The sequence below is a fragment of the Streptomyces macrosporus genome, assembly GCF_039533145.1.
GTDB classification, from domain to species: Bacteria; Actinomycetota; Actinomycetes; order Streptomycetales; family Streptomycetaceae; genus Streptomyces; species Streptomyces macrosporus.
Genome location: NZ_BAAASZ010000017.1, coordinates 612,897 through 631,767, shown reverse-complemented (window position 1 = coordinate 631,767; position 18,871 = coordinate 612,897). Strand labels below are relative to the sequence as shown.

The 18,871-nt window shown below is 74.3% G+C and carries 20 protein-coding genes and 2 pseudogenes; 14 read left to right on the top strand and 8 right to left on the bottom strand.

The window, feature by feature from the left end:
• Positions 1 to 244: 244 nt before the first annotated feature.
• The 6 genes and pseudogenes from ABD335_RS11345 to ABD335_RS11320 form a co-directional block, all read left to right on the top strand.
• Positions 245 to 1,369, top strand: coding sequence for a ParA family protein (locus tag ABD335_RS11345; RefSeq protein WP_344322079.1), 1,125 nt, complete (start codon positions 245 to 247; stop codon positions 1,367 to 1,369).
• Positions 1,366 to 1,968, top strand: a complete 603-nt coding sequence (locus ABD335_RS11340; protein WP_344322078.1) for a hypothetical protein — start codon at positions 1,366 to 1,368, stop codon at positions 1,966 to 1,968. The genes ABD335_RS11345 and ABD335_RS11340 overlap by 4 nt, the downstream gene beginning before the upstream one ends.
• Before the next feature lie 26 nt (positions 1,969 to 1,994).
• Complete coding sequence (locus ABD335_RS11335) at positions 1,995 to 3,101, top strand: segregation and condensation protein A (protein ID WP_344322077.1); 1,107 nt, start codon at positions 1,995 to 1,997, stop codon at positions 3,099 to 3,101.
• Complete coding sequence (gene scpB, locus ABD335_RS11330) at positions 3,098 to 3,871, top strand: SMC-Scp complex subunit ScpB (protein WP_344322075.1); 774 nt, start codon at positions 3,098 to 3,100, stop codon at positions 3,869 to 3,871. The genes ABD335_RS11335 and scpB overlap by 4 nt, the downstream gene beginning before the upstream one ends.
• A gap of 47 nt (positions 3,872 to 3,918) precedes the next feature.
• A complete protein-coding gene (locus ABD335_RS11325; protein ID WP_344322074.1) occupies positions 3,919 to 5,007 on the top strand; it encodes a pseudouridine synthase in 1,089 nt (362 codons plus the stop codon).
• Positions 5,008 to 5,125: 118 nt separating this feature from the next.
• Positions 5,126 to 5,335, top strand: a pseudogene (locus tag ABD335_RS11320) (nucleotidyltransferase domain-containing protein); the annotation flags it as partial.
• Between the two features lie 35 nt (positions 5,336 to 5,370).
• Here the strand turns inward: ABD335_RS11320 and ABD335_RS11315 are convergent.
• Positions 5,371 to 5,850, bottom strand: a pseudogene (locus tag ABD335_RS11315) (DNA polymerase beta superfamily protein); the annotation flags it as partial.
• Positions 5,851 to 5,980: 130 nt separating this feature from the next.
• Between ABD335_RS11315 and aroH the strand changes: the two are divergent.
• The 5 genes from aroH (at position 5,981) to der (ending at position 10,634) form a co-directional block, all read left to right on the top strand.
• Positions 5,981 to 6,343: a chorismate mutase gene (gene aroH, locus ABD335_RS11310; RefSeq protein ID WP_344322073.1), complete on the top strand. Its 363-nt coding sequence runs from the start codon at positions 5,981 to 5,983 to the stop codon at positions 6,341 to 6,343.
• Positions 6,340 to 7,428: a prephenate dehydrogenase gene (locus ABD335_RS11305; RefSeq protein ID WP_344322072.1), complete on the top strand. Its 1,089-nt coding sequence runs from the start codon at positions 6,340 to 6,342 to the stop codon at positions 7,426 to 7,428. The genes aroH and ABD335_RS11305 overlap by 4 nt, the downstream gene beginning before the upstream one ends.
• Positions 7,429 to 7,565: 137 nt before the next feature.
• The gene (cmk, locus tag ABD335_RS11300; protein ID WP_344322071.1) at positions 7,566 to 8,297 is read left to right on the top strand and encodes a (d)CMP kinase; all 732 of its coding nucleotides are present in this window, start codon (positions 7,566 to 7,568) and stop codon (positions 8,295 to 8,297) included.
• On the top strand, positions 8,294 to 9,001 hold the full coding sequence (locus ABD335_RS11295; protein WP_344322069.1) for a lysophospholipid acyltransferase family protein: 708 nt from the start codon (positions 8,294 to 8,296) through the stop codon (positions 8,999 to 9,001). Before cmk ends, ABD335_RS11295 begins: the two co-directional genes overlap by 4 nt.
• A 166-nt stretch (positions 9,002 to 9,167) precedes the next feature.
• On the top strand, positions 9,168 to 10,634 hold the full coding sequence (gene der / locus ABD335_RS11290) for a ribosome biogenesis GTPase Der (protein WP_344322068.1): 1,467 nt from the start codon (positions 9,168 to 9,170) through the stop codon (positions 10,632 to 10,634).
• A gap of 82 nt (positions 10,635 to 10,716) precedes the next feature.
• Here der and ABD335_RS11285 read toward each other — a convergent pair whose 3' ends face one another.
• Entirely contained in the window at positions 10,717 to 11,019 is a 303-nt protein-coding gene (locus ABD335_RS11285; RefSeq protein WP_344322067.1) for a hypothetical protein, read from the bottom strand.
• 68 nt (positions 11,020 to 11,087) lie between these two features.
• On the bottom strand, positions 11,088 to 11,921 hold the full coding sequence (locus ABD335_RS11280) for a hypothetical protein (RefSeq protein ID WP_344322142.1): 834 nt from the start codon (positions 11,919 to 11,921) through the stop codon (positions 11,088 to 11,090).
• Between the two features lie 884 nt (positions 11,922 to 12,805).
• On the opposite strand from ABD335_RS11280, the gene ABD335_RS11275 reads away from it, so the two are divergent.
• The 3 genes from ABD335_RS11275 to ABD335_RS11265 all read left to right on the top strand — a co-directional run bounded on the left by ABD335_RS11275 (position 12,806) and on the right by ABD335_RS11265 (position 16,047).
• Complete coding sequence (locus ABD335_RS11275) at positions 12,806 to 14,086, top strand: glycosyltransferase family 4 protein (protein ID WP_344322066.1); 1,281 nt, start codon at positions 12,806 to 12,808, stop codon at positions 14,084 to 14,086.
• The gene (locus ABD335_RS11270; protein ID WP_344322065.1) at positions 14,083 to 14,970 is read left to right on the top strand and encodes a hypothetical protein; all 888 of its coding nucleotides are present in this window, start codon (positions 14,083 to 14,085) and stop codon (positions 14,968 to 14,970) included. The genes ABD335_RS11275 and ABD335_RS11270 overlap by 4 nt, the downstream gene beginning before the upstream one ends.
• Before the next feature lie 84 nt (positions 14,971 to 15,054).
• Positions 15,055 to 16,047 carry a helix-turn-helix transcriptional regulator gene (locus ABD335_RS11265; RefSeq protein WP_344322063.1) on the top strand — a complete coding sequence of 331 codons (993 nt, stop codon included), beginning with the start codon at positions 15,055 to 15,057 and terminating at the stop codon, positions 16,045 to 16,047.
• 14 nt (positions 16,048 to 16,061) lie between these two features.
• On the opposite strand, the gene ABD335_RS11260 is transcribed toward ABD335_RS11265, so the two are convergent.
• The 5 genes from ABD335_RS11260 to gvpJ are packed head-to-tail and all read right to left on the bottom strand — an operon-like array spanning position 16,062 to position 18,845.
• Positions 16,062 to 16,793, bottom strand: coding sequence for an SRPBCC family protein (locus ABD335_RS11260; protein ID WP_344322061.1), 732 nt, complete (start codon positions 16,791 to 16,793; stop codon positions 16,062 to 16,064).
• Complete coding sequence (locus ABD335_RS11255; RefSeq protein ID WP_344322060.1) at positions 16,786 to 17,403, bottom strand: hypothetical protein; 618 nt, start codon at positions 17,401 to 17,403, stop codon at positions 16,786 to 16,788. The genes ABD335_RS11260 and ABD335_RS11255 overlap by 8 nt, the downstream gene beginning before the upstream one ends.
• Before the next feature lies 1 nt (position 17,404).
• Entirely contained in the window at positions 17,405 to 17,662 is a 258-nt protein-coding gene (locus tag ABD335_RS11250; RefSeq protein ID WP_344322058.1) for a gas vesicle protein GvpG, read from the bottom strand.
• Positions 17,663 to 17,676: 14 nt separating this feature from the next.
• A complete protein-coding gene (locus tag ABD335_RS11245; protein WP_344322057.1) occupies positions 17,677 to 18,432 on the bottom strand; it encodes a GvpL/GvpF family gas vesicle protein in 756 nt (251 codons plus the stop codon).
• Positions 18,429 to 18,845, bottom strand: a complete 417-nt coding sequence (gene gvpJ, locus ABD335_RS11240) for a gas vesicle protein GvpJ (protein ID WP_344322056.1) — start codon at positions 18,843 to 18,845, stop codon at positions 18,429 to 18,431. Before gvpJ ends, ABD335_RS11245 begins: the two co-directional genes overlap by 4 nt.
• Positions 18,846 to 18,871: the final 26 nt, after the last annotated feature.

The window sequence follows — 18,871 nt, the reverse complement described above, 5'->3', positions numbered from 1 at the left end:
TCGTTTCGCGCCCCCGGGAAGCCCCGTATGCGCGGCCGTTACGCCCTTGACAGACGGGTACAAGGTCGCCGACACATCAGGCCGTCTCCGACGGATTGTGTTGCTGCGGACGGCCGACACGCCATAGAGTCGCCAATCATCGGCATGGTGCCACGCTGATCTGTCTAGAAGTTTCCTGGTCGCCAAGGAGGTAAGACGACTTGTGAATGAGTCGACATTTACTCCCGGGGGTGGTCAACCAGGAATGCCTTCGCGGGGCCAGGGCCCCTCGGGACTCAATGCCGTCGGCTCCGTCGCTGTCCAGACTTTCGCAGCCCACCAGAACCAGGCGAGCATGACAGCCCATCAGAGCACGGACGGTCACCACGGGAACGCCATGGCCGCCGACCACACGGGCGGCGGGCCCTACGCGGACCCCCACTACGACGAACTCCCCGAGGGGCACTTCTACGATCCCGACGCGGAGTACGAACCCGACCCCGAGTACGCGGCCACCCTCGCGCCCGACGCCGCCCGACAGCGCCGCGAGCGCATCGGACCCACCGGCCGCCCGCTGCCGTACTTCCCGATCCCCGGACCGGTCACCGAACACGGCCCGGCGAAGATCATCGCGATGTGCAACCAGAAGGGCGGGGTCGGCAAGACCACCTCCACCATCAACCTGGGCGCCGCGCTCGCCGAGTACGGACGCCGGGTGCTGCTCGTGGACTTCGACCCGCAGGGCGCGCTCTCGGTCGGTCTCGGCGTCAACCCGATGGAGCTGGACCTCACCGTCTACAACCTGCTCATGGAGCGGGGCATGTCACCCGACGAGGTGCTGCTGAAGACGGCGGTCGCGGGCATGGACCTGCTGCCCAGCAACATCGACCTGTCCGCCGCCGAGGTCCAGCTGGTCAGCGAGGTGGCCCGCGAGTCGACGCTCCAGCGCGCGCTCCAGCCGCTGCTGCCCGACTACGACTTCATCATCATCGACTGCCAGCCGTCCCTCGGTCTGCTGACCGTCAACGCCCTCACCGCCGCGCACAAGGTGATCGTGCCGCTGGAGTGCGAGTTCTTCGCGCTGCGCGGTGTGGCGCTGCTGACGGAGACGATCGAGAAGGTCCAGGAGCGGCTCAACTCGGACCTGGAGCTCGACGGGATCCTGGCGACGATGTACGACTCGCGCACCGTGCACAGCCGTGAGGTGCTCGCGCGCGTCGTGGAGGCGTTCGACGACAACGTGTACCACACCGTCATCGGGCGCACGGTCCGCTTCCCGGAGACCACCGTCGCCGGCGAGCCGATCACCACGTACGCCTCCAACTCCGTCGGCGCCGCCGCCTACCGCCAGCTCGCCAGGGAGGTGCTCGCCCGGTGCCACGCCGAGTGAGTCTCCCGGCAGCCGACGAACTGTTCCGTTCCACCGGGGGGTCCCCGGTCCAGCCCTCGACCCCCCACCAGCACACGGGAGGCGACGCCTCCACCACGTCCCGGCCCTCCCCCGCGGCGGGTACGTCCGGTCCCGCGGACGAGCACGCCCCCGCGGGGGACGGCCCGGAGGGCGCGGAGGGCGCCGCCGGGTCCCCGGCCGCCGACGCCGACGGCCACAGCGGCCGCGAACCCCGGCAGACCCCGGTGCCCGGCCAGGGCGCGGGGCGGGGCACGGCGGCCCCGCCGTCCGCCCAGCCCGCCGCGGGCGCACGGGGCCAGGCCAGGAGCCGCTCCGCGGCGGCGGCCCCGCCGCACCGGCGCGGGCGGTCCGCCCCCCGGCGTCCCAGCGGCCGCGAGCGTCACGACGAGAAGATCACGGTCTACGTCTCCGCCGAGGAGCTGATGGACCTCGAACACGCCCGGCTGGTGCTCCGCGGCGAGCACGGCCTGGCCGTGGACCGCGGGCGGATCGTCCGCGAGGCGGTCGCCGTGGTCCTCGCCGACCTGGAGTCGCGCGGCGACGCGAGCATTCTGGTACGCCGCCTGCGCGGTCGCTGACCTGCGGGGCGATAGCCTGCCCCGAGATGCCGACCGCCGACGACCCCGTGCCGAACCCCCGGCCCTCCCGACGCCCGCTGGGCCGGGGGCCGGGGACGGCACCGGCCGCCCCGGTGCCGCCTCCCGAGCCGGAACCGGCACCGGTCCGGGAGCCCGAACCGATCCCCGAGCCGGAACCCGAGCCGGAGCCGTCCGCCCCCGAGCCCCGGCCGGAGCCGGCGTCCGCGCCGGAACCCGCGCCCGCCCGGGAGCCCGCGCCGGAGGGAACCCCGGACCCGGCGACCGGCACCGACACCGACACCGACGGCGAGCCGGACGACGGCCGCTTCACGGTCGTCCTGGACAACTTCGAGGGCCCCTTCGACCTCCTCCTCCAGCTCATCTCCAAGCACAAGCTGGACGTCACCGAGGTGGCGCTGTCGAAGGTCACCGACGAGTTCATGGCCCACATCCACGCCATGGGCCCCGACTGGGACCTCGACCAGGCCACCGAGTTCCTGGTCGTCGCGGCCACCCTGCTCGACCTCAAGGCCGCCCGGCTGCTGCCCGCCGCCGAGGTGGAGGACGAGGCCGACCTCGCGCTGCTCGAAGCGCGCGACCTGCTCTTCGCCCGGCTCCTGCAGTACCGCGCCTACAAGCGGGTCGCCGCCGTCCTCGACGAGCGCATGGCCGCCGAGGCCCGCAGCCACCCCCGCACGGTGGGCCTGGAGCCGCACCACGCCGAACTGCTGCCCGAGGTCGTCCTCGGCATCGGCCCCGAGGGCTTCGCCCGCCTGGCGGTGAAGGCGATGCAGCCCAAGCCGGAGCCGCAGGTGTACGTCGACCACATCCACGCCCCGCTGGTCAGCGTGCGCGAGCAGGCCGAGATCGTGGTGGCGCTGCTGCGGGAGAGGGGCGAGGCCACCTTCACCGAGCTCGCCGCGGACGCGCCCGACACCCTCACCGTCGTCGCCCGCTTCCTGGCGCTGCTGGAGCTGTACCGGGAGCGCGCGGTCGTCCTCGACCAGGAGGAGGCCCTGGGTACGCTCACCGTGCGCTGGAGCGGTGGGGAGGAGACCCGGCCGCTGGTCACCGACGAGTTCGACGCGGGCGACGGCGGGGGGAACGGCGACGGGAAGGACGACCGGAGATGAACGCGGAACCGGACACCGGGCACACCGGGCACAGGGACGCCGAGGGCGCCGACGGCACGGCCGCGGGGACGGCCCCGGACACCCCGGACACGGCCCCGAGGACGGCGCGGAGAGGGCGGAGGGAGCCGCCGGAGGCCCCCCGGTCCGCCGGCCCGCCCGCCGGCGCCTCCACCGTCGCCGAACTCGACCTCAAGCCCGCTCTGGAGGCGGTTCTGATGGTCGTCGACGAGCCCGCCAGGGAGGAACACCTCGCCAAGGTCCTCCGGCGTCCCCGCCGGGAGATCGCGGTGGCGCTGCGCGAGCTGTCCGACGAGTACGCCCGGCAGGGCCGCGGCTTCGACCTGCGCCTCGTCGCGGGCGGCTGGCGGTTCTACACCCGCCCCGAGTACGCCGACGCCGTCGAGAGCTTCGTCCTGGACGGACAGCAGGCCCGGCTCACCCAGGCCGCCCTGGAGACCCTGGCGGTGGTCGCGTACCGTCAACCCGTCAGCCGCTCCAGGGTCTCGGCCGTGCGCGGAGTGAACTGCGACGGGGTCATGCGCACCCTGCTCCAACGCGGTCTGATCGAGGAGGCGGGCACGGAACCCGAGACAGGTGCGATCCTGTACAGGACGACGAACTACTTCCTGGAGCGGATGGGCCTGCGCGGCCTGGACGAACTTCCGGAGCTGGCGCCCTTCCTCCCCGAGGCGGACGCCGTCGAGGCCGAGAGCCAGGAGGGTGTGCCGTCATTCGACGTGGACGACAGCGGCGATTCCCCGACCTCGTAGAGGTCGCGGGTACAGCCCGACGTAGAGACAGTTAGACGGAAACCTTGATGCGAAGCAGCGGCAGGAACAGCAACCGGAACCACCGGGGCGCGGGCAACAGCCGCGACGACAGGCAGAAGCGCACGGGCCGCCCCCGCCCCGAGGAGCGCCGTTACGACGTGGGCACGGGCGGCAAGCCCGGCAGGCCCAGGGCGCAGGGCGGCGGCCCCGTGTCGGGCGCCAAGGCCGGCCCCAAGGCGGGCGCCAAGGCCGGCCCCAAGGCGGGCGCCAAGGGCGGCCCCAAGGCGGGTGCCAAGGGCGGACGCAAGCGGACCGCACCCGCCCGCCCCCGCGAGTACGAGGCCCAGATCGAGGAGCGCAACCGCGCCCGGCACACCAAGCCGCCGCTGAAACTGCCCAAGACCTTCGGCGAGCCGGAGGGCGAGCGGCTGCAGAAGGTGCTGGCCCGGGCCGGCATGGGCTCGCGCCGGGCCTGCGAGGAGCTGATCGACCAGCGCCGAGTGGAGGTCAACGGGAAGATCGTCACCGAGCAGGGTCTGCGCGTGGACCCGGAGAAGGACGAGATCAAGGTCGACGGCCTGACGATCGCCACCCAGTCCTACCTGTTCTTCGCGCTCAACAAGCCCGCCGGGGTCGTCTCCTCCATGGAGGACCCCGAGGGACGCCAGTGCCTGGGCGACTACGTCCAGAACCGCGAGACCCGCCTGTTCCACGTCGGCCGCCTGGACACCGAGACCGAGGGCCTGATCCTGCTCACCAACCACGGCGAGCTGGCCCACCGCCTCACCCACCCCCGCTACGGCGTGACGAAGACCTACCTAGCCGCCATCCAGGGCCCCATCCCGCGCGACCTGGGCAAGCGGCTCAAGGAGGGCGTGAAGCTGGAGGACGGCTACGCCCGCGCCGACCACTTCAAGGTCGTGGAGAACACCGGCAAGAACTACCTCGTCGAGGTCTCCCTCCACGAGGGCCGCAAGCACATCGTCCGCCGCATGCTGGCGGAGGTCGGCTTCCCGGTCGACAAGCTGGTCCGCACCCGGTTCGGTCCCATCGCGCTCGGCGACCAGAAGTCCGGCTGGCTGCGCCGCCTGACCAACACCGAGGTGGGCATGCTGATGCGGGAGGTCGGCCTCTAGGCCGCCGCCCGCACCGGCCCCGGACGAGATCCCGACGGCCCCGGCCCGTGAAACCCCCGGCCGGGGCCGTCGGCGCCCTCGGAGACGGTCGGAGGCCCCGGCCGGGAAAATCCCCGGCCGGGGCTTCGCCGGCACCCAGTGGCGGCTGTACGAGAGGACCGGGGAACCCGAGCCGCTGCCGTACGCCTTCCGGGCGCTGCTCACCGGCATCCACCTGATGCGCGCCGGCGAGGTCTGCGCCCACCTGCCCACCCTCCTCGACGCGGTGGACGAGGCGCCCGCCCACCTCCCCGAGCTGATCGAGGCCAAGGCCGAGCACGCCCCCGCCCCCGACGAGCGGGACGGGACGGGCGGGCCAGGCGCGGGCGCGGCGGGCAGCGGGGTGCGCTCGGCGGCCTCGTCCGCCTCCTCGCGCAGCCGGGCGAGCCGGGAGACGACCTCCGGCCAGGGCACCTCCCCGCGTCGCACCGACAGCAGGAGGTCCCGGTGGGCCCGGACGTCGAGGACCAGCTCGCCGGTGCGCAGCGGGTCGCGGCAGGAGAGCAGCGGCCGCAGCAGGCGCATCGCCTGCTTCCGGCGCACCTCGCCGTGCTCCCGCAGCCGTGTCTCCAGCTCGCGGTACCGCCCCTCGGCGTACTTCGCGAAGGTGTGGTGCGCCCGGCGGGAGAGGAAGGCGCCGCGCAGCGCGAGGAGCTCCTCGCCCGTGGCGTCGACGTACTCCTCGAGGGGGAAGTGGAGGCACTCCAGGACGGTGGGGTCGGCCCGCAGCCCCGGCTCGCAGAAGCGCTCCACCTCCCACGAGAACCGCTCCTCGGCCGGGCCGTCCACGTGCGTCGGCGACCGCGGATCGTGGCGCGTCCGCCCGTCTCGCAGGGCGGGCGGTGGACACGGAGCGGGGCCGGACGCCCCTACGCTGGTCACAACGGAAGACGGCAGGCCGGCGGGCGGAGCCGAGGACGCAGGGAGTGAACAGGTGGCGGTACGAGCGGTGCGGGGCGCCGTGCAGTTGGAGCGGGACGAGGCCGAGCACATGCGGGAGAAGGTGGCCGAACTGGTCACCGCCGTCCTGGAGCGCAACTCCCTGACGGCCGACGACCTGATCAGCGTCTGGTTCACCGCCACCCCCGACCTGCACAGCGACTTCCCGGCCGTCGCGGCCCGCAAGCTGGGCATCGTGGACGTGCCGCTGATCTGCGCGCAGGAGTTGGACGTCGCCGGCGCCATGCCCCGCGTGGTCCGCGTCCTCGCCCACGTCGAGACCGAACTGACCAAGGCCGAGATCGCCCACGTCTACCTGGGCGCCGCCGCCGCTCTGCGCAAGGACATCGCCCAGTGAAGACAGCACTCGTCATCGGCACCGGGCTCATCGGCACCTCCGTCGCGCTGGCGCTGGCCGCGCGCGGGGTGCGGGTGCACCTGGAGGACCGCGACACCGACCGGGTCCGCACCGCCGCCGCGCTGGGCGCCGGCACCGAGGAACCCGCCGACGGTCCGGTGGACCTCGCCGTGGTGGCCGTGCCGCCCGCGCACATCCCCGCCGTCGTCGCCGACCTGCAACGGCGGAAGGCGGCCCGGGGCTGCATCGACGTCGGCAGCGTCAAGGGCGGCCCCCGCCGGGAGGCCGAGGCGCTGGGCTGCGACCTGACCACCTACCTGGGCACGCACCCGATGGCCGGGCGCGAGATCTCCGGTCCGCTGGCCGCCACCCCCGACCTCTTCGAGGGACGCCCCTGGGTCCTCACCCCGACCGCCGGCACCGACACCGAGGTGCTCAACCTCGCGCTGGAGCTCATCGCGCTGTGCCGGGCCGTCCCCGTGGTGATGGACGCCGACGCCCACGACCGGGCCGTCGCCCTGGTCTCGCACACCCCGCAACTGCTGTCCAGCCTGGTGGCGGCCCGGCTGGAGTCGGCGGACGAGACCGCGGTGCGGCTGTGCGGCCAGGGCATCCGCGACGTGACGCGGATCGCCGCCTCCGACCCGGCCATGTGGATCGACATCCTGTCCGCCAACCCCGGACCCGTCGCCGACGTCCTGGCCGCCGTCGCGGACGACCTGGAGGAGACCGTACGGGCGCTGCGCGCCCTGCAGGCCGCCGACGAGGCCAAGCGCGCCGACGGGGCGGCCGGCATCGAGGACGTGCTGCGCCGCGGCAACAACGGCCGGGCCCGGATCCCGGGCAAGCACGGGCAGGCCCCCGCCGTCTACGAGACCGTGGCCGTCCTCGTCAGCGACCAGCCGGGCGAGCTGGCCCGCATCTTCGCCGACGCCGGGCGGGCCGGGGTCAACATCGAGGACGTGCGGATCGAGCACGCCACCGGCCAGCAGGCGGGCCACGTCCAGCTCATGGTCGAGCCGAGCGCGGCCCCCGTCCTGGCGGCGGCCCTGCGGGAGCGGGGCTGGGCCATCCGGCAGCAGTAGTCCGGCGGCAGGAGGGGTTCCGGGGCACCGGTAGCCTGGTGCCGGGGGCGGGGAAGTCCCGCCGGCGGTCCCGCGCCGGTGTCCCGCGTCCCCTCACCACCCGTGCTCCGAGCAGTTCGAGAAAGGTGCCCGACACCGTGGCAGCAACCTCCCGGCAGGCGACCTCCGTGTCCCCGGACGCCCCGGCCCCCGTCATCGTCGCCATCGACGGCCCCTCGGGCACGGGCAAGTCCAGCACCTCCCGCGCCGTGGCGGCGAAACTCGGCCTGAGCTACCTGGACACCGGCGCGCAGTACCGCGCGATCACCTGGTGGATGCTGAACCACGGCATCGACGTCCGGGACGCCGCGGCCGTGGCCGCCGCCGCGGACCGGCCCGAGATCCTCTCCGGCACCGATCCGGCCGACCCCACCATCACCGTGGACGGCGCGGACGCCTCCGGCCCGATCCGCACCCAGGAGGTCACCGACGCGGTCAGCGCCGTCAGCGCCGTGCCCGAGGTGCGCGCCCGGATCACCGAACTCCAGCGCGCCATCGCCGCCTCCGCCCCGACCGGCATCGTCGTCGAGGGCCGGGACATCGGCACCACCGTGCTGCCCGACGCCGACCTGAAGATCTTCCTCACCGCCTCGCCCGAGGCCCGCGCGGCCCGCCGCGGCGGCGAGCTCAAGAGCCGGGACGGCGGACGGGTCGACCTGGACGCGACCCGCGAGGCGCTGCTGAAGCGGGACGCGGCCGACTCCACCCGCAAGACCTCCCCGCTGAAGAAGGCGGAGGACGCCGTCGAGGTGGACACCACCGAGCTGACCCTGGAGCAGGTCGTCGAGTGCGTGGTCACCCTGATCGAAGAGAAGCAGCAGGCCAGGTGAGCGGAGCGGACACCACCCGGGGCGGCGCGCCCGGCCGGCCCGCCGCGCCCAGCGCGCGCGGCGCCGCGGCCGGGCGCCGCATCGGGATCGCGCTGATCCGGGGACTGTGGCGCCCCCGGGTGCTCGGCGCCTGGCGGGTACCGGCCACCGGGCCGGTCATCCTCGCCGTCAACCACGCGCACATCGTGGACGGCCCGGTGCTGATGGGCACCGCGCCGCGACCGGTCCACTTCCTGATCAAGAAGGAGGCGTTCGTCGGCCCGCTCGACCCCTTCCTGAACGGCATAGGCCAGATCGGGGTGGACCGGGAGGTGGCCGACCGCGGCGCGATCACCCGGGCGCTGGGCGTGCTGGAGCGCGGCGGCGTGCTCGGGATCTTTCCCGAGGGCACCCGGGGCGAGGGCGACTTCGCCTCGCTCCGCTCGGGCCTGGCGTACTTCGCCCTGCGCTCGGGGGCGCCCGTCGTGCCCGTGGCGGTGCTGGGCACCACCGGGGCCCGGAGCCGGGCGATAGCCGCGCTGCCGCCGCTGCGCGGCCGGATCGACATCGTCTTCGGCGCTCCCTTCGAGGCGGGCGACGGCAGCGGCAGACGGACGAGGGCGGCGCTGGACGAGGCGACCGTCCGCATCCGCGAGCGGCTGACCGCCCACCTGGCCGACGCCCGGCGCCTCACCGGTCGCGATTGGGCGGCACCGCGCGGTTGAGCGACACTGGACGCTTACGACCGGAACCCTCGCGCGCCCGCGCCGCCCCGCCGGTACGGCAACCGGTACGGCAACCGGTACGGCAGGCACCACGGGTCCGCGCACGGCACACCGCACAAGGCCCCGCAACAGGGCACGGACAACACGCACACGAGGACAGGACTTCATGAACGAGCAGACCCACGTCGGCGACGAGCACGGGCACGGTGAGCTCGGCGGCGCCGAGTACGCGGAGTTCATGGAGCTCGCCGAGCAGGAGGGGTTCGACGTCGAGGACGTCGAGGGGGCGCTCGACGAGGCCGGACACGGCCCGCTGCCCGTCCTCGCCGTCGTCGGCCGCCCCAATGTCGGCAAGTCGACCCTGGTGAACCGCATCATCGGCCGCCGCGAGGCGGTCGTGGAGGACCGTCCGGGCGTCACCCGGGACCGGGTCACCTACGAGGCGGAGTGGGCGGGCCGCCGCTTCAAGGTGGTGGACACCGGCGGCTGGGAGCAGGACGTCCTGGGCATCGACGCCTCCGTGGCGGCCCAGGCCGAGTTCGCGATCGAGGCCGCCGACGCGGTGGTCTTCGTGGTGGACGCCACGGTCGGCGCCACCGACACCGACGAGGCCGTGGTCAAGCTGCTGCGCAAGGCCGGCAAGCCGGTGGTGCTGTGCGCCAACAAGGTGGACGGCCCCTCCGGCGAGGCCGACGCCGCGATGCTGTGGTCGCTCGGCCTCGGCGAGCCCCACCCGGTCTCCGCGCTGCACGGCCGCGGCACCGGCGACCTGCTGGACGAGGTGCTCAGGGCCCTGCCCGAGGCCCCGCCGCAGCGGTTCGGCACCGCGCTCGGCGGCCCGCGCAGGGTGGCGCTGATCGGCCGCCCCAACGTCGGCAAGTCCTCCCTGCTGAACAAGATCGCGGGCGAGGAGCGGGTGGTCGTCAACGAGATGGCGGGCACCACCCGCGACCCCGTGGACGAACTGGTCGAACTCGGCGGGAAGACGTGGAAGTTCGTCGACACCGCTGGCATCCGCCGCCGCGTCCACCTCACCGAGGGCGCGGACTACTACGCCTCGCTGCGCACGGCCGCCGCCCTGGAGAAGGCCGAGGTCGCGATCGTCCTCATCGACGTCAGCGAGTCGATCAGCGTGCAGGACACCCGCATCGTCTCGATGGCGGTCGACGCCGGGCGCGCGCTGGTCCTCGCGTTCAACAAGTGGGACACCCTCGACGAGGAGCGCCGCCACTACCTGGAGCGCGAGATCGAGACCGACCTGGGCCAGGTGAAGTGGGCGCCGCGGGTGAACGTCTCGGCACGCACCGGACGCCACGTGGAGAAGCTGGTGCCGGCGATCGAGACCGCCCTGGCCGGCTGGGAGACCCGCGTGCCGACCGGGCGGCTGAACGCCTTCCTCGGTGAGCTGGTCGCCGCCCACCCCCACCCGATCCGGGGCGGCAAGCAGCCGAGGATCCTCTTCGGGACCCAGGCGGGCACCCGCCCGCCGCGGTTCGTCCTCTTCGCCTCCGGCTTCCTGGAGGCGGGCTACCGCCGCTTCATCGAGCGGCGGCTGCGCGAGGAGTTCGGCTTCGAGGGGACGCCCATCCACATCTCGGTGCGGGTGCGCGAGAAGCGCGGGCGCACCAAGTAGCGCCGGGACGGGCGGCCGTACCGGGAGGGAGGTCCCGGCACGGCCGCCCTACGGCCGTGCCCCCGCGGACGGGGGCACGGGATCACCGGTCATAGGGCCGCCCGTCCCGCAGGACGGGCGGCAGAACGGCGGGGAGGAGATCGCCGTTCCGCCGCCCGCCGTTCCACTGGGCCGTCCCGGTGCCGAAGCCCGTGAACCGGAACTCCTCCTCGCCGGTCCGGTCCCCGGGCAGGGCCCGGAACAGGCGCCGGTACTCGGCGTAGAGGGAGTCGTAGATCGGGGTGGCCGAGCGGCTCGACATGGGCTCGTGCGGGGCGCGCATCCCCGGGATCTGGCCGCGGTTGAGGTGCGCGTTGTGGGGGCGGGAAGGTTCGTAAGGCTGCACATCACTGCCAACGATCACGCCGCCCGGCGGATGCGGGCCCGGGCGGGGGAAACGGGTGCGCCGGGGGCTCAGGTGCCCGCCAGCGGCATGGCGGCGGCCACCAGGACACCGCTCGCGGCGGCCTTCTCCAGCGCCTCGCGGAGGAGGTCCTCGCGCGGCTGCTGGCCGATGGCGCCCACCGGGGCGGCGTAGACGAAGACGGTGTGGGTCCTGGTGGCCGCCGTCCGCCAGTCGTCGGTGACCGGCAGCGGCTGGTGCGCCTGCCACCAGGAGGTCGGCTGCCCGCCCGCGATGCCGGGCTGGAGGATGGCGTGGAGCCGGCCCATGGCGAGCAGGACGGACCAGCCGGTGACGGGGTGGGGCGCCCGGGCGACGTCGTTCACCGGCATGAAGCCCTGCTCGATCAGGAGCGGCAGGAAGTCGTCCCCGGGCCCGTCGGAGCCGGGACGGGCGATCGGGGCGGTGGGCTCGACGACGAGGGCGGGGTGGAGCTGGTCGTCGATGAGCACCTGCCCGCAGGTCACCCCCAGGACGGCCTGGCGGGGGGCGGACCCGGCGTCGCCGACCGGCTCGGCCGCGGGGCCGGACACGCCGGGCGCGTCGGCGGCGGAGGGCTCCCCGGAGGTGCCGGCCCGGTCGGCGGTGATGGTGTGCACGGCGTCCTTGAGCTGCTCCTCGGAGACCGGGACGACCTGGGACGGGATGCAGCTCGCGTGGGCGAAGGCGAGCACGGCCGTCTCCTCGCCGACGAAGAGCACGGTGCTGGTGCGCTCCTGTTCGGTGTTGCCGGGAGCCCGGCAGGAGGTGCAGTCGTAGCTGCCGGGGGCGCCGTCGCCGGCGAGCAGCCGGGCGGCTTCCTCGTCGCCGATCTCGGCGCGGACGTCGTCGCTGACATCGAGCATGGGGGACACGGGCCAACTCCTGGCGTTCGGTTCTGGTTCACCTGCACAACGGGCGACCGGGGACCGTGGTCACGCGCCGGGGGGAGCCCGGCGGCACGGACGGATGCGCACGGTCGAGTGCGCGCCCGTCCGTGCCGACGTCCGTCGGAAAGTGGGCGAGCACCGGGGGAGAGCGGCCGGACCGGGCCGCGGCACGGTCCTCCGACCGGGTGGGAGCGGCACCCGCACGGGCGCGGTTGCGACGGTCGCACGGTGCCGCGCGCCTAGCGTGGAGCGGTGCCGCACACGCGCCTCCGCCCCCGGACCGGTCCCGCCGCCGTCCCTCGGCCCTCCCCGGGGCCCCGCCCGGGGGGACCTCCGGTCCCCCCGGACCCGACCGACGCGACGGGACGGCCCCGCGGCCGTCCGGAGCCCGGAGCGCGGGCGGCGGAGCGCCCGAGGACCCGGCGGCCCCCCGCGGAGCCCGGAGGGCGCTCCTCGGGCCACGGACGCCCCCCGACGCGGAGGCCCGCGCGACGCGGGACGGGCGGCGGACGGCGCCGCCGGTCGCCGCCCGCGGCGACGTCGATCACGTACTCATCCTGAAGGGCGCGTTCCGCCCCGCCCGACCCCGCGGGGCCGGACGGGACGGCACGCGCCGGCGACGAAGAGCGGAGACGCGCCCGAGCCGCCCGACCGCAGGTCGGGGCGTCGGGAACCACCCCGGATGGTTGAAGACGCCAATCAGTTCCCGAATGTCAATCATGATTGTCGGAACATTGGGGAACAGAGTGGTAACGCAGCCCAACCCGCGGCGGTCTTCGACGGTCTTTTCGAGGGAACGCGACACCAGAACGCACATCGGGAACGGCTTGTCCGCGCGATTCCGTGGGACATGGAGACGGATGCATATCTCTTTCCTGCTGCATCACGGGTACGGCATCGGTGGGACGATCCGTACCACGTTCAACCTCGCGTGCGCGCTCGCGGAGCAGCACGACGTGGAGATCGTGTCGATTTTCCGGCACCGTGACCGTCCCGTCTTCGACCTCGATCCGGGGGTGCGGCTCCGCCACTTGGTGGACCTGCGCAAACACAGCCCGGACTACGACGGCGACGACCCCGACCACGCCCGTCCGGCCCGGTTCTTTCCACGCGCCGACGGGAACCACCGCAAGTACAGCGCACTCACCGACCGGCGGATCGTCGAGTACCTGGCCGGCACCGAGGCGGACGTCGTCGTCGGCACCCGGCCCGGCCTCAACACGATGATCGCCATGCACACCCGTCCCGGCCCGGTGCGCGTCGGGCAGGAGCACCTGACGCTCGCCACCCATCCGCGCGCCCTGCGGATGACCCTGCGGGGCGTCTATCCGCGCCTGGACGCGCTCACCACCGTCACCGAGGCCGACGCCCGCGACTACCGGCGCACGATGCGACTGCCCGGCGTACGGGTGCAGGCGGTGCCCAACGGCGTCCCCGCCCCCGAGGTCGAGCCCGCCGACGGCACCGGCAAGTGGGTGATCGCCGCCGGGCGACTGGCCCCGGCCAAGCGGTACGACCTGCTCCTGAGGGCCTTCGCCAAGGTCGTGAAGGAACGGCCCGACTGGCGGCTGCGGCTCTACGGCGGCGGCCGCGAGGAGGCCCGGCTGCGGGCGCTGGTGGAGGAACTCGACCTGTACAACCACGCGTTCCTCATGGGCCCGGTCCATCCCATCGAGGCCGAGTGGGTCAAGGGCTCGGTCGCCGCCGTCACCTCCAGCCTGGAGTCCTTCGGCATGACGATCGTCGAGGCGATGCGCTGCGGCCTGCCGGTCGTGGCCACCGCCTGTCCGCACGGCCCGGGCGAGATCATCGCCGACGGGGTGGACGGCCGGCTGGTGCCCCCCGGCGACGTCGACGCCATCGCCGGGGCCCTGCTGGAGCTGATCAACGACGACGAGCTGCGGCAGCGGATGGGCCGCGCCGCGATCGCGGACGCCGCCCGCTACGACCCCGCGCGGATCGGCGAGATGTACTCCTCGCTGTTCGCCGAGCTCGTCGCCCGCGGCGGACGGAGCCGCATCGGCCGGGTGCGCTCCTCGTTGCACCGCACCCGAGGAGCCCTGCTCGGCGGGGCGTACGCCACCAAGGACGCCCTGGTCCGCGCCCGTCAAGGCGTCTTGAGAGGAGGAAGGACCGCATGACCGCGACCACCCGCAGATCCGTCGACGCGCCCGACACACCCCTGGCGACCGCGCCGAGCGCCGACTGCACGGCGGACAGCGCGGGCGGCCTCAGCTTCGACATCGCCCTGCCCGACGTGGCGGAGCGGTGGGACGCCGCCCTGCTGCTGCGGCTGCGCAACTCCGACCCGGAGGAGTCGGTACGGCTGCCGCTGGTGCCGCTCTCCGACGGCTCCGACGGCACGGTGCTGCGCGCCACCCTGCCCAGCACCGTGCCGCTGGCGGAGGGACGCTGGGACGCCTACCTGGTGTTCGGCGAGGAGGAGCCGCGACGGCTGCTGCCCGGGTGCAACGACCTGCGCTCGCTCGTCGACCGGGTCCCGCGCACCGACCGCACCTGGCTGGGGGTGCGCATCCCGTACGCCACCAAGTACGGCAACCTCTCGGTGCGCTCCTGGCTGCGCTGGCCGCACGCCGAGGTGGGCGAGATCTGGCCCGTGGACGGCGGCGTGACCGTGCGGGGACGGCTGTACGGGGCCGAACTCGCCCCCGACGCCCGTCTGGAGGCGCGCCCCCGGCGCGCCAAGGCCCCGACCGTCACCGGACCGGTCACGTCGACCGACGGGCCCGGTTTCACGGCACGGCTGGCCTACGACGAGCTGGCCCGCGAGCGGGAGGCGGGGGAGGAGTGGGAGGTGTGGCTGCGCCCCGGCGCGGACGCCGAGCCGGTGCGCGTCGCCCGCATCCTCGACGACATCGCCGACAAGCACAGGATTCTGCGCTACCCGGCGCAGCCCGTCGCCGGCGGGGCGGGGGACGAGGACGGGGAGCTGTGGGCCCGTCCGTACTACACCGGCGCCAACGACCTGTCGGTGAGGCTGGAGCGGACCCCGGCGGCCGCCTGACCGAACCTCCCGGCCGCTTCCGCGGCGGCGTCCCTCCCCACGGCGGGACGGCCGCCGTCCGCGGGGGCCGGCAGACTCGGCGTCATGTTGGAGACCTCGGCCCGCCTGCTGCGCCTGCTGTCCCTGCTCCAGGCGCAGCGGGAGTGGTCCGGCGCCGACCTGGCCGACCGTCTGGGGGTGACCCCGCGGACCGTGCGGCGCGACGTCGACCGGCTGCGGACGCTGGGCTACCCCGTGCACTCCACCACCGGAACGGCCGGCGGCTACCGGCTGGGCGTCGGGGCCCGACTGCCTCCCCTGTTGCTGGACGACGACGAGGCGGTGGCCGTCGCCGTCGGCCTGCGCGCGGCCACGGGCAACGCGGTGGAGGGCATCGAGGAGTCCTCGGTGCGCGCCCTGGCGAAGCTGGAACAGGTGCTTCCGGACCGGTTGCGCCGCCGGGTGAACGCCCTGGCCGCCTTCGCGGACCCGCTCGGCGACCGCCGCGGCCCCACCGTGGACGTGGAGACCGTCACCGAGCTGGCGAACGCCTGCCGCGACCGCCGACGGCTGCGCTTCGCCTACCGGGGGCACGACGGCACGGCCTCCCGCCGCACCGCCGAGCCGTACCGGCTGGTGTACGGCAGCCACCGCTGGTACCTGGTGGCCTGGGACACCGACCGGGCCGACTGGCGCACGTTCCGGGTCGACCGCGTCACCCTCACCCCGCCGCACGGGCCGCGCTTCGTCCCGCGCGATCCGCCCGCCGAGGGCTGGGCGGCCTACGTCTCCCGGCGCGTGTCCACCGCGGCGTACACCCACTCCGCCACGGTGCTGCTGCACGCGCCGGTCGAGCGGGCCGCCGAGCGGATCGCGCCCGCGGCGGGGGTCCTGGAGCCGGTCGACGAGCACACCTGCCTGCTGCGCACCGGGGCGCACACCCTGGACGCGCTGGCCTTCCACGTCGTGATGGCGGGTTTCGACTTCGAGGTGCGCGAGCCCGCCGAACTGGTCGACCGCGTCGCGGAGTTGGCGGACCGCCTCGGCCGCGCCGCGCGGGCCGGGCGGCGCGGGGGAGCGGGGGACGGCGGGGACTGAGGGCCGCGGCGGGGTCAGCGGGCGCGGCCCGCCGCGCTCCCGCCGCGCAGCATCACGGAACGCCGGAAGTTCTCCAGGTCGTGCCGTACGTGGCGGGCCGGGGCGGCCCAGAGGCCTCCGGCCCGGCGCAGCCCCCTGGGCCGGTACTCCAGCACCAGCAGCACCCGGGTCAGGTTGTCGGCCACCTCGTGGAAGGTGGCCACGCCCCGGGCCGAGCCCCTGGCCCCGCGCGCGGACCAGACGATGCGCTCGTCCTCGATCTCCTCGGTGATGCGGGTGCGCCAGCCGCGCGTGGACCACAGGATCCTCGGACGCCAGTCCGGCGCGGGCCCGTCGGTCTCGTGGAGCAGCGCCCACCGGTCGTAGGCGTCGGGCAGCGGCGCGCCGACGTCGACCGACTCGCCGATCGTCACGGTCCGGCCCGTGCCGCCGCCCCCGCGCCGGCGGCCGGCCAGGCCGCCGGTCGCCTTCCGGGCCACGCCGGTCACGGCGTCCCGCACGGCACCCTTCACGGTGTCCTTCACGGCGCCCTTCACGGTCTCCTTCACGACGAACCCGACGACGGCGGCGTCGTCGGCGTCGTCCATGTCCTCGATCCGGGCCGAGGTCTCGCCCAGCCTGCGCCCGGTGGCGGCCAGCAGACGCCGGCCCTGTGCCACGGCGTAGCCGCCGGCCGCCTCCTTGAGGCGGCCGGCGGCCGGGCTGTCGGCGATGGCCCTCGCCAGGCCCCCGGTGCCGTCAGTCACGGCGGGAGCCTCCCGCGCGGCCGGCGGCGCCGGCCGACTTCCCGGCGGTCGTCTTCCTCGCGGCGGCCGTCTTCTTGGCGGCGCCGGCCGGCTTGCCCGCGGTCTTCTTGGCGGCGCCGGCGGTCTTCTTGGCGGCGCCGGTCGTCTTCTTCCCGGCGGTCCGCGCCGCGGTCTTCTTCGCGGGGGAGCGCCGTGCCGTGGTCTTCTTCGCGGCCTTGCCGGCTCCGTCGCCCTTCCCGGCGCCCGCCGTTCCCTCGGAGGCGGCGCTGCCGGTTCCGTCGCCGTCGGCGCCGTCATCGGTGCCGTCGTCGGTGTTCTCGCCGTTCCTCGGGGACGCCTTGCCGAGGTGCTCGCGCACGCCCTTGGCCCGGTCCCGGAGTCCGCCGGCCGTGGCCTCGCCGGCCTTCCCGACGTTGTCGCGCAGCCGGTCGGACACCTCGGCGAGCCCGGCGCCCTTCTCCTTGAGCCGCTCGCCGAGTCGGCCCGGATCCACTCCGAGCCGTTTGCCCAGCGCCACGGCGCCCACGGCGAGGGGCAGTTTGAACTTCGTCACCCGGCCCAGCGCGTAGCCCGTGGTGAAGGCCAGCGCCAGTGCCGACCGGTTCGTCATCTCACTGGTCTCCTTGCTCTGCCTGGTGCCGCTCCTGTATGGCCTGAAGCCGGTCGAGCAGCTCGTCCTCCCGGCGGTCGAACTCCTCCTCGTCGATCAGCCCTTCGTCCAATTGCCGTGACAGCTCGTGGAGTTCGCGTTGGATCGCCGAGGGGTCGTAGTACTGCCGCTCCGCCTCGGCCACCACCTGCCGCAGCACCCAGCCGGCGCCGCGGAACGGCGCCGCGGGCAGCAGCAGGAGCTCGCCGATCAGCCCCACGGCCGCTCACGCCCTCACCCGGCGGCCTGCCCGGCGGCGGCCGTGGCGGGCGGCTGGGTGACGAAGCTGTACGGCGGCAGCGGTCCCGTCGCCCGGATGTCCAGGTGCGGGTTCTCCTCGCCCAGCTTCTCGACGGCCGCCAGGAAGTCCCGGGAGGCGTCGCGGTCGAGCAGGAAGGAGAGGTTCACCAGCCAGCCGGACCCCTCGGGGCCGGGAACGGACCGCTCCGCCAGGGGAGTCAGGGCCTCCTCGACCAACCGGGCGTCCGTGCCCTCGCGTTCGCGCACGGCGTTCGCCAGGAGCTCGCCCAGCCGCAGCTTGTCCTCGTAGGTGCCGCCACCGGAGGCGCGGTTGCGCTCCGCCAGGGACCGGGCCTCGTCGTTGTCGGCCAGGACCAGGCGCAGCACCTCCTCCTCCCGGTGCACGGCCTTCACGTTGTACTCGGACCGGCCGTCCAGCTCCGCCAACTGCCGCACGTAGTGCTCGGCGTTGTCGGCGAGCACCCGGCGCACGGTCTCGTCGTCCTCGGACAGGCTGCCGAAGCGCAGCGGCAGGACGGCGCCCTTGCCGCCCGCCTCGGTGAGCACCTGCTGGTGGGCCAGGAGGTCGCGCCGCTTGGGCCGCAGGTCCTCGGGACAGTCGCTGATCAGCGCCGCGAGGTCTCCCTCGCGGACCACGCGCACCTCGCGCGGCGGTTCGCCGACGCCGGGCGCCTTCTCCGGCAGGGCCGGGTGGTCCGACCGCGCTATCCCGTAGACGTAGACGCTCACTCCGTCTCCTCCTTGCGGGCACGACGCCTGCGGGGCTCGGGCTCCTCCTCGGAGGAACGGCCCTGGCGGAAGGCGTCGGACAGGGTCTCGGCGGCCCCGGCCAGCGCGCCCTTGGTCTTGCTGTTGGCCCCGCTCTCGGTGGCGCTCTCCAGCACCTCCGGCAGGCCGGGCGACTTCCTGGGGCCGGACTCCAGGTCGAGGCGGTTGCACGCCTCCGCGAACCTCAGGTACGTGTCGACGCTCGCGACCACGACGCGTACGTCGATCTTCAGAATCTCGATGCCGACCAGCGAGACGCGGATGAACGCGTCGATCACCAGTCCTCGGTCCAGGATCAATTCGAGGACGTCGTAGAGGCCGCTGCTGCCGCCTCCGCCTCCGGCGGACCGCTGTGCGGGAACTGCAGTGGTCATCTGGGGAGCCACTCCTCTCCGTGTCG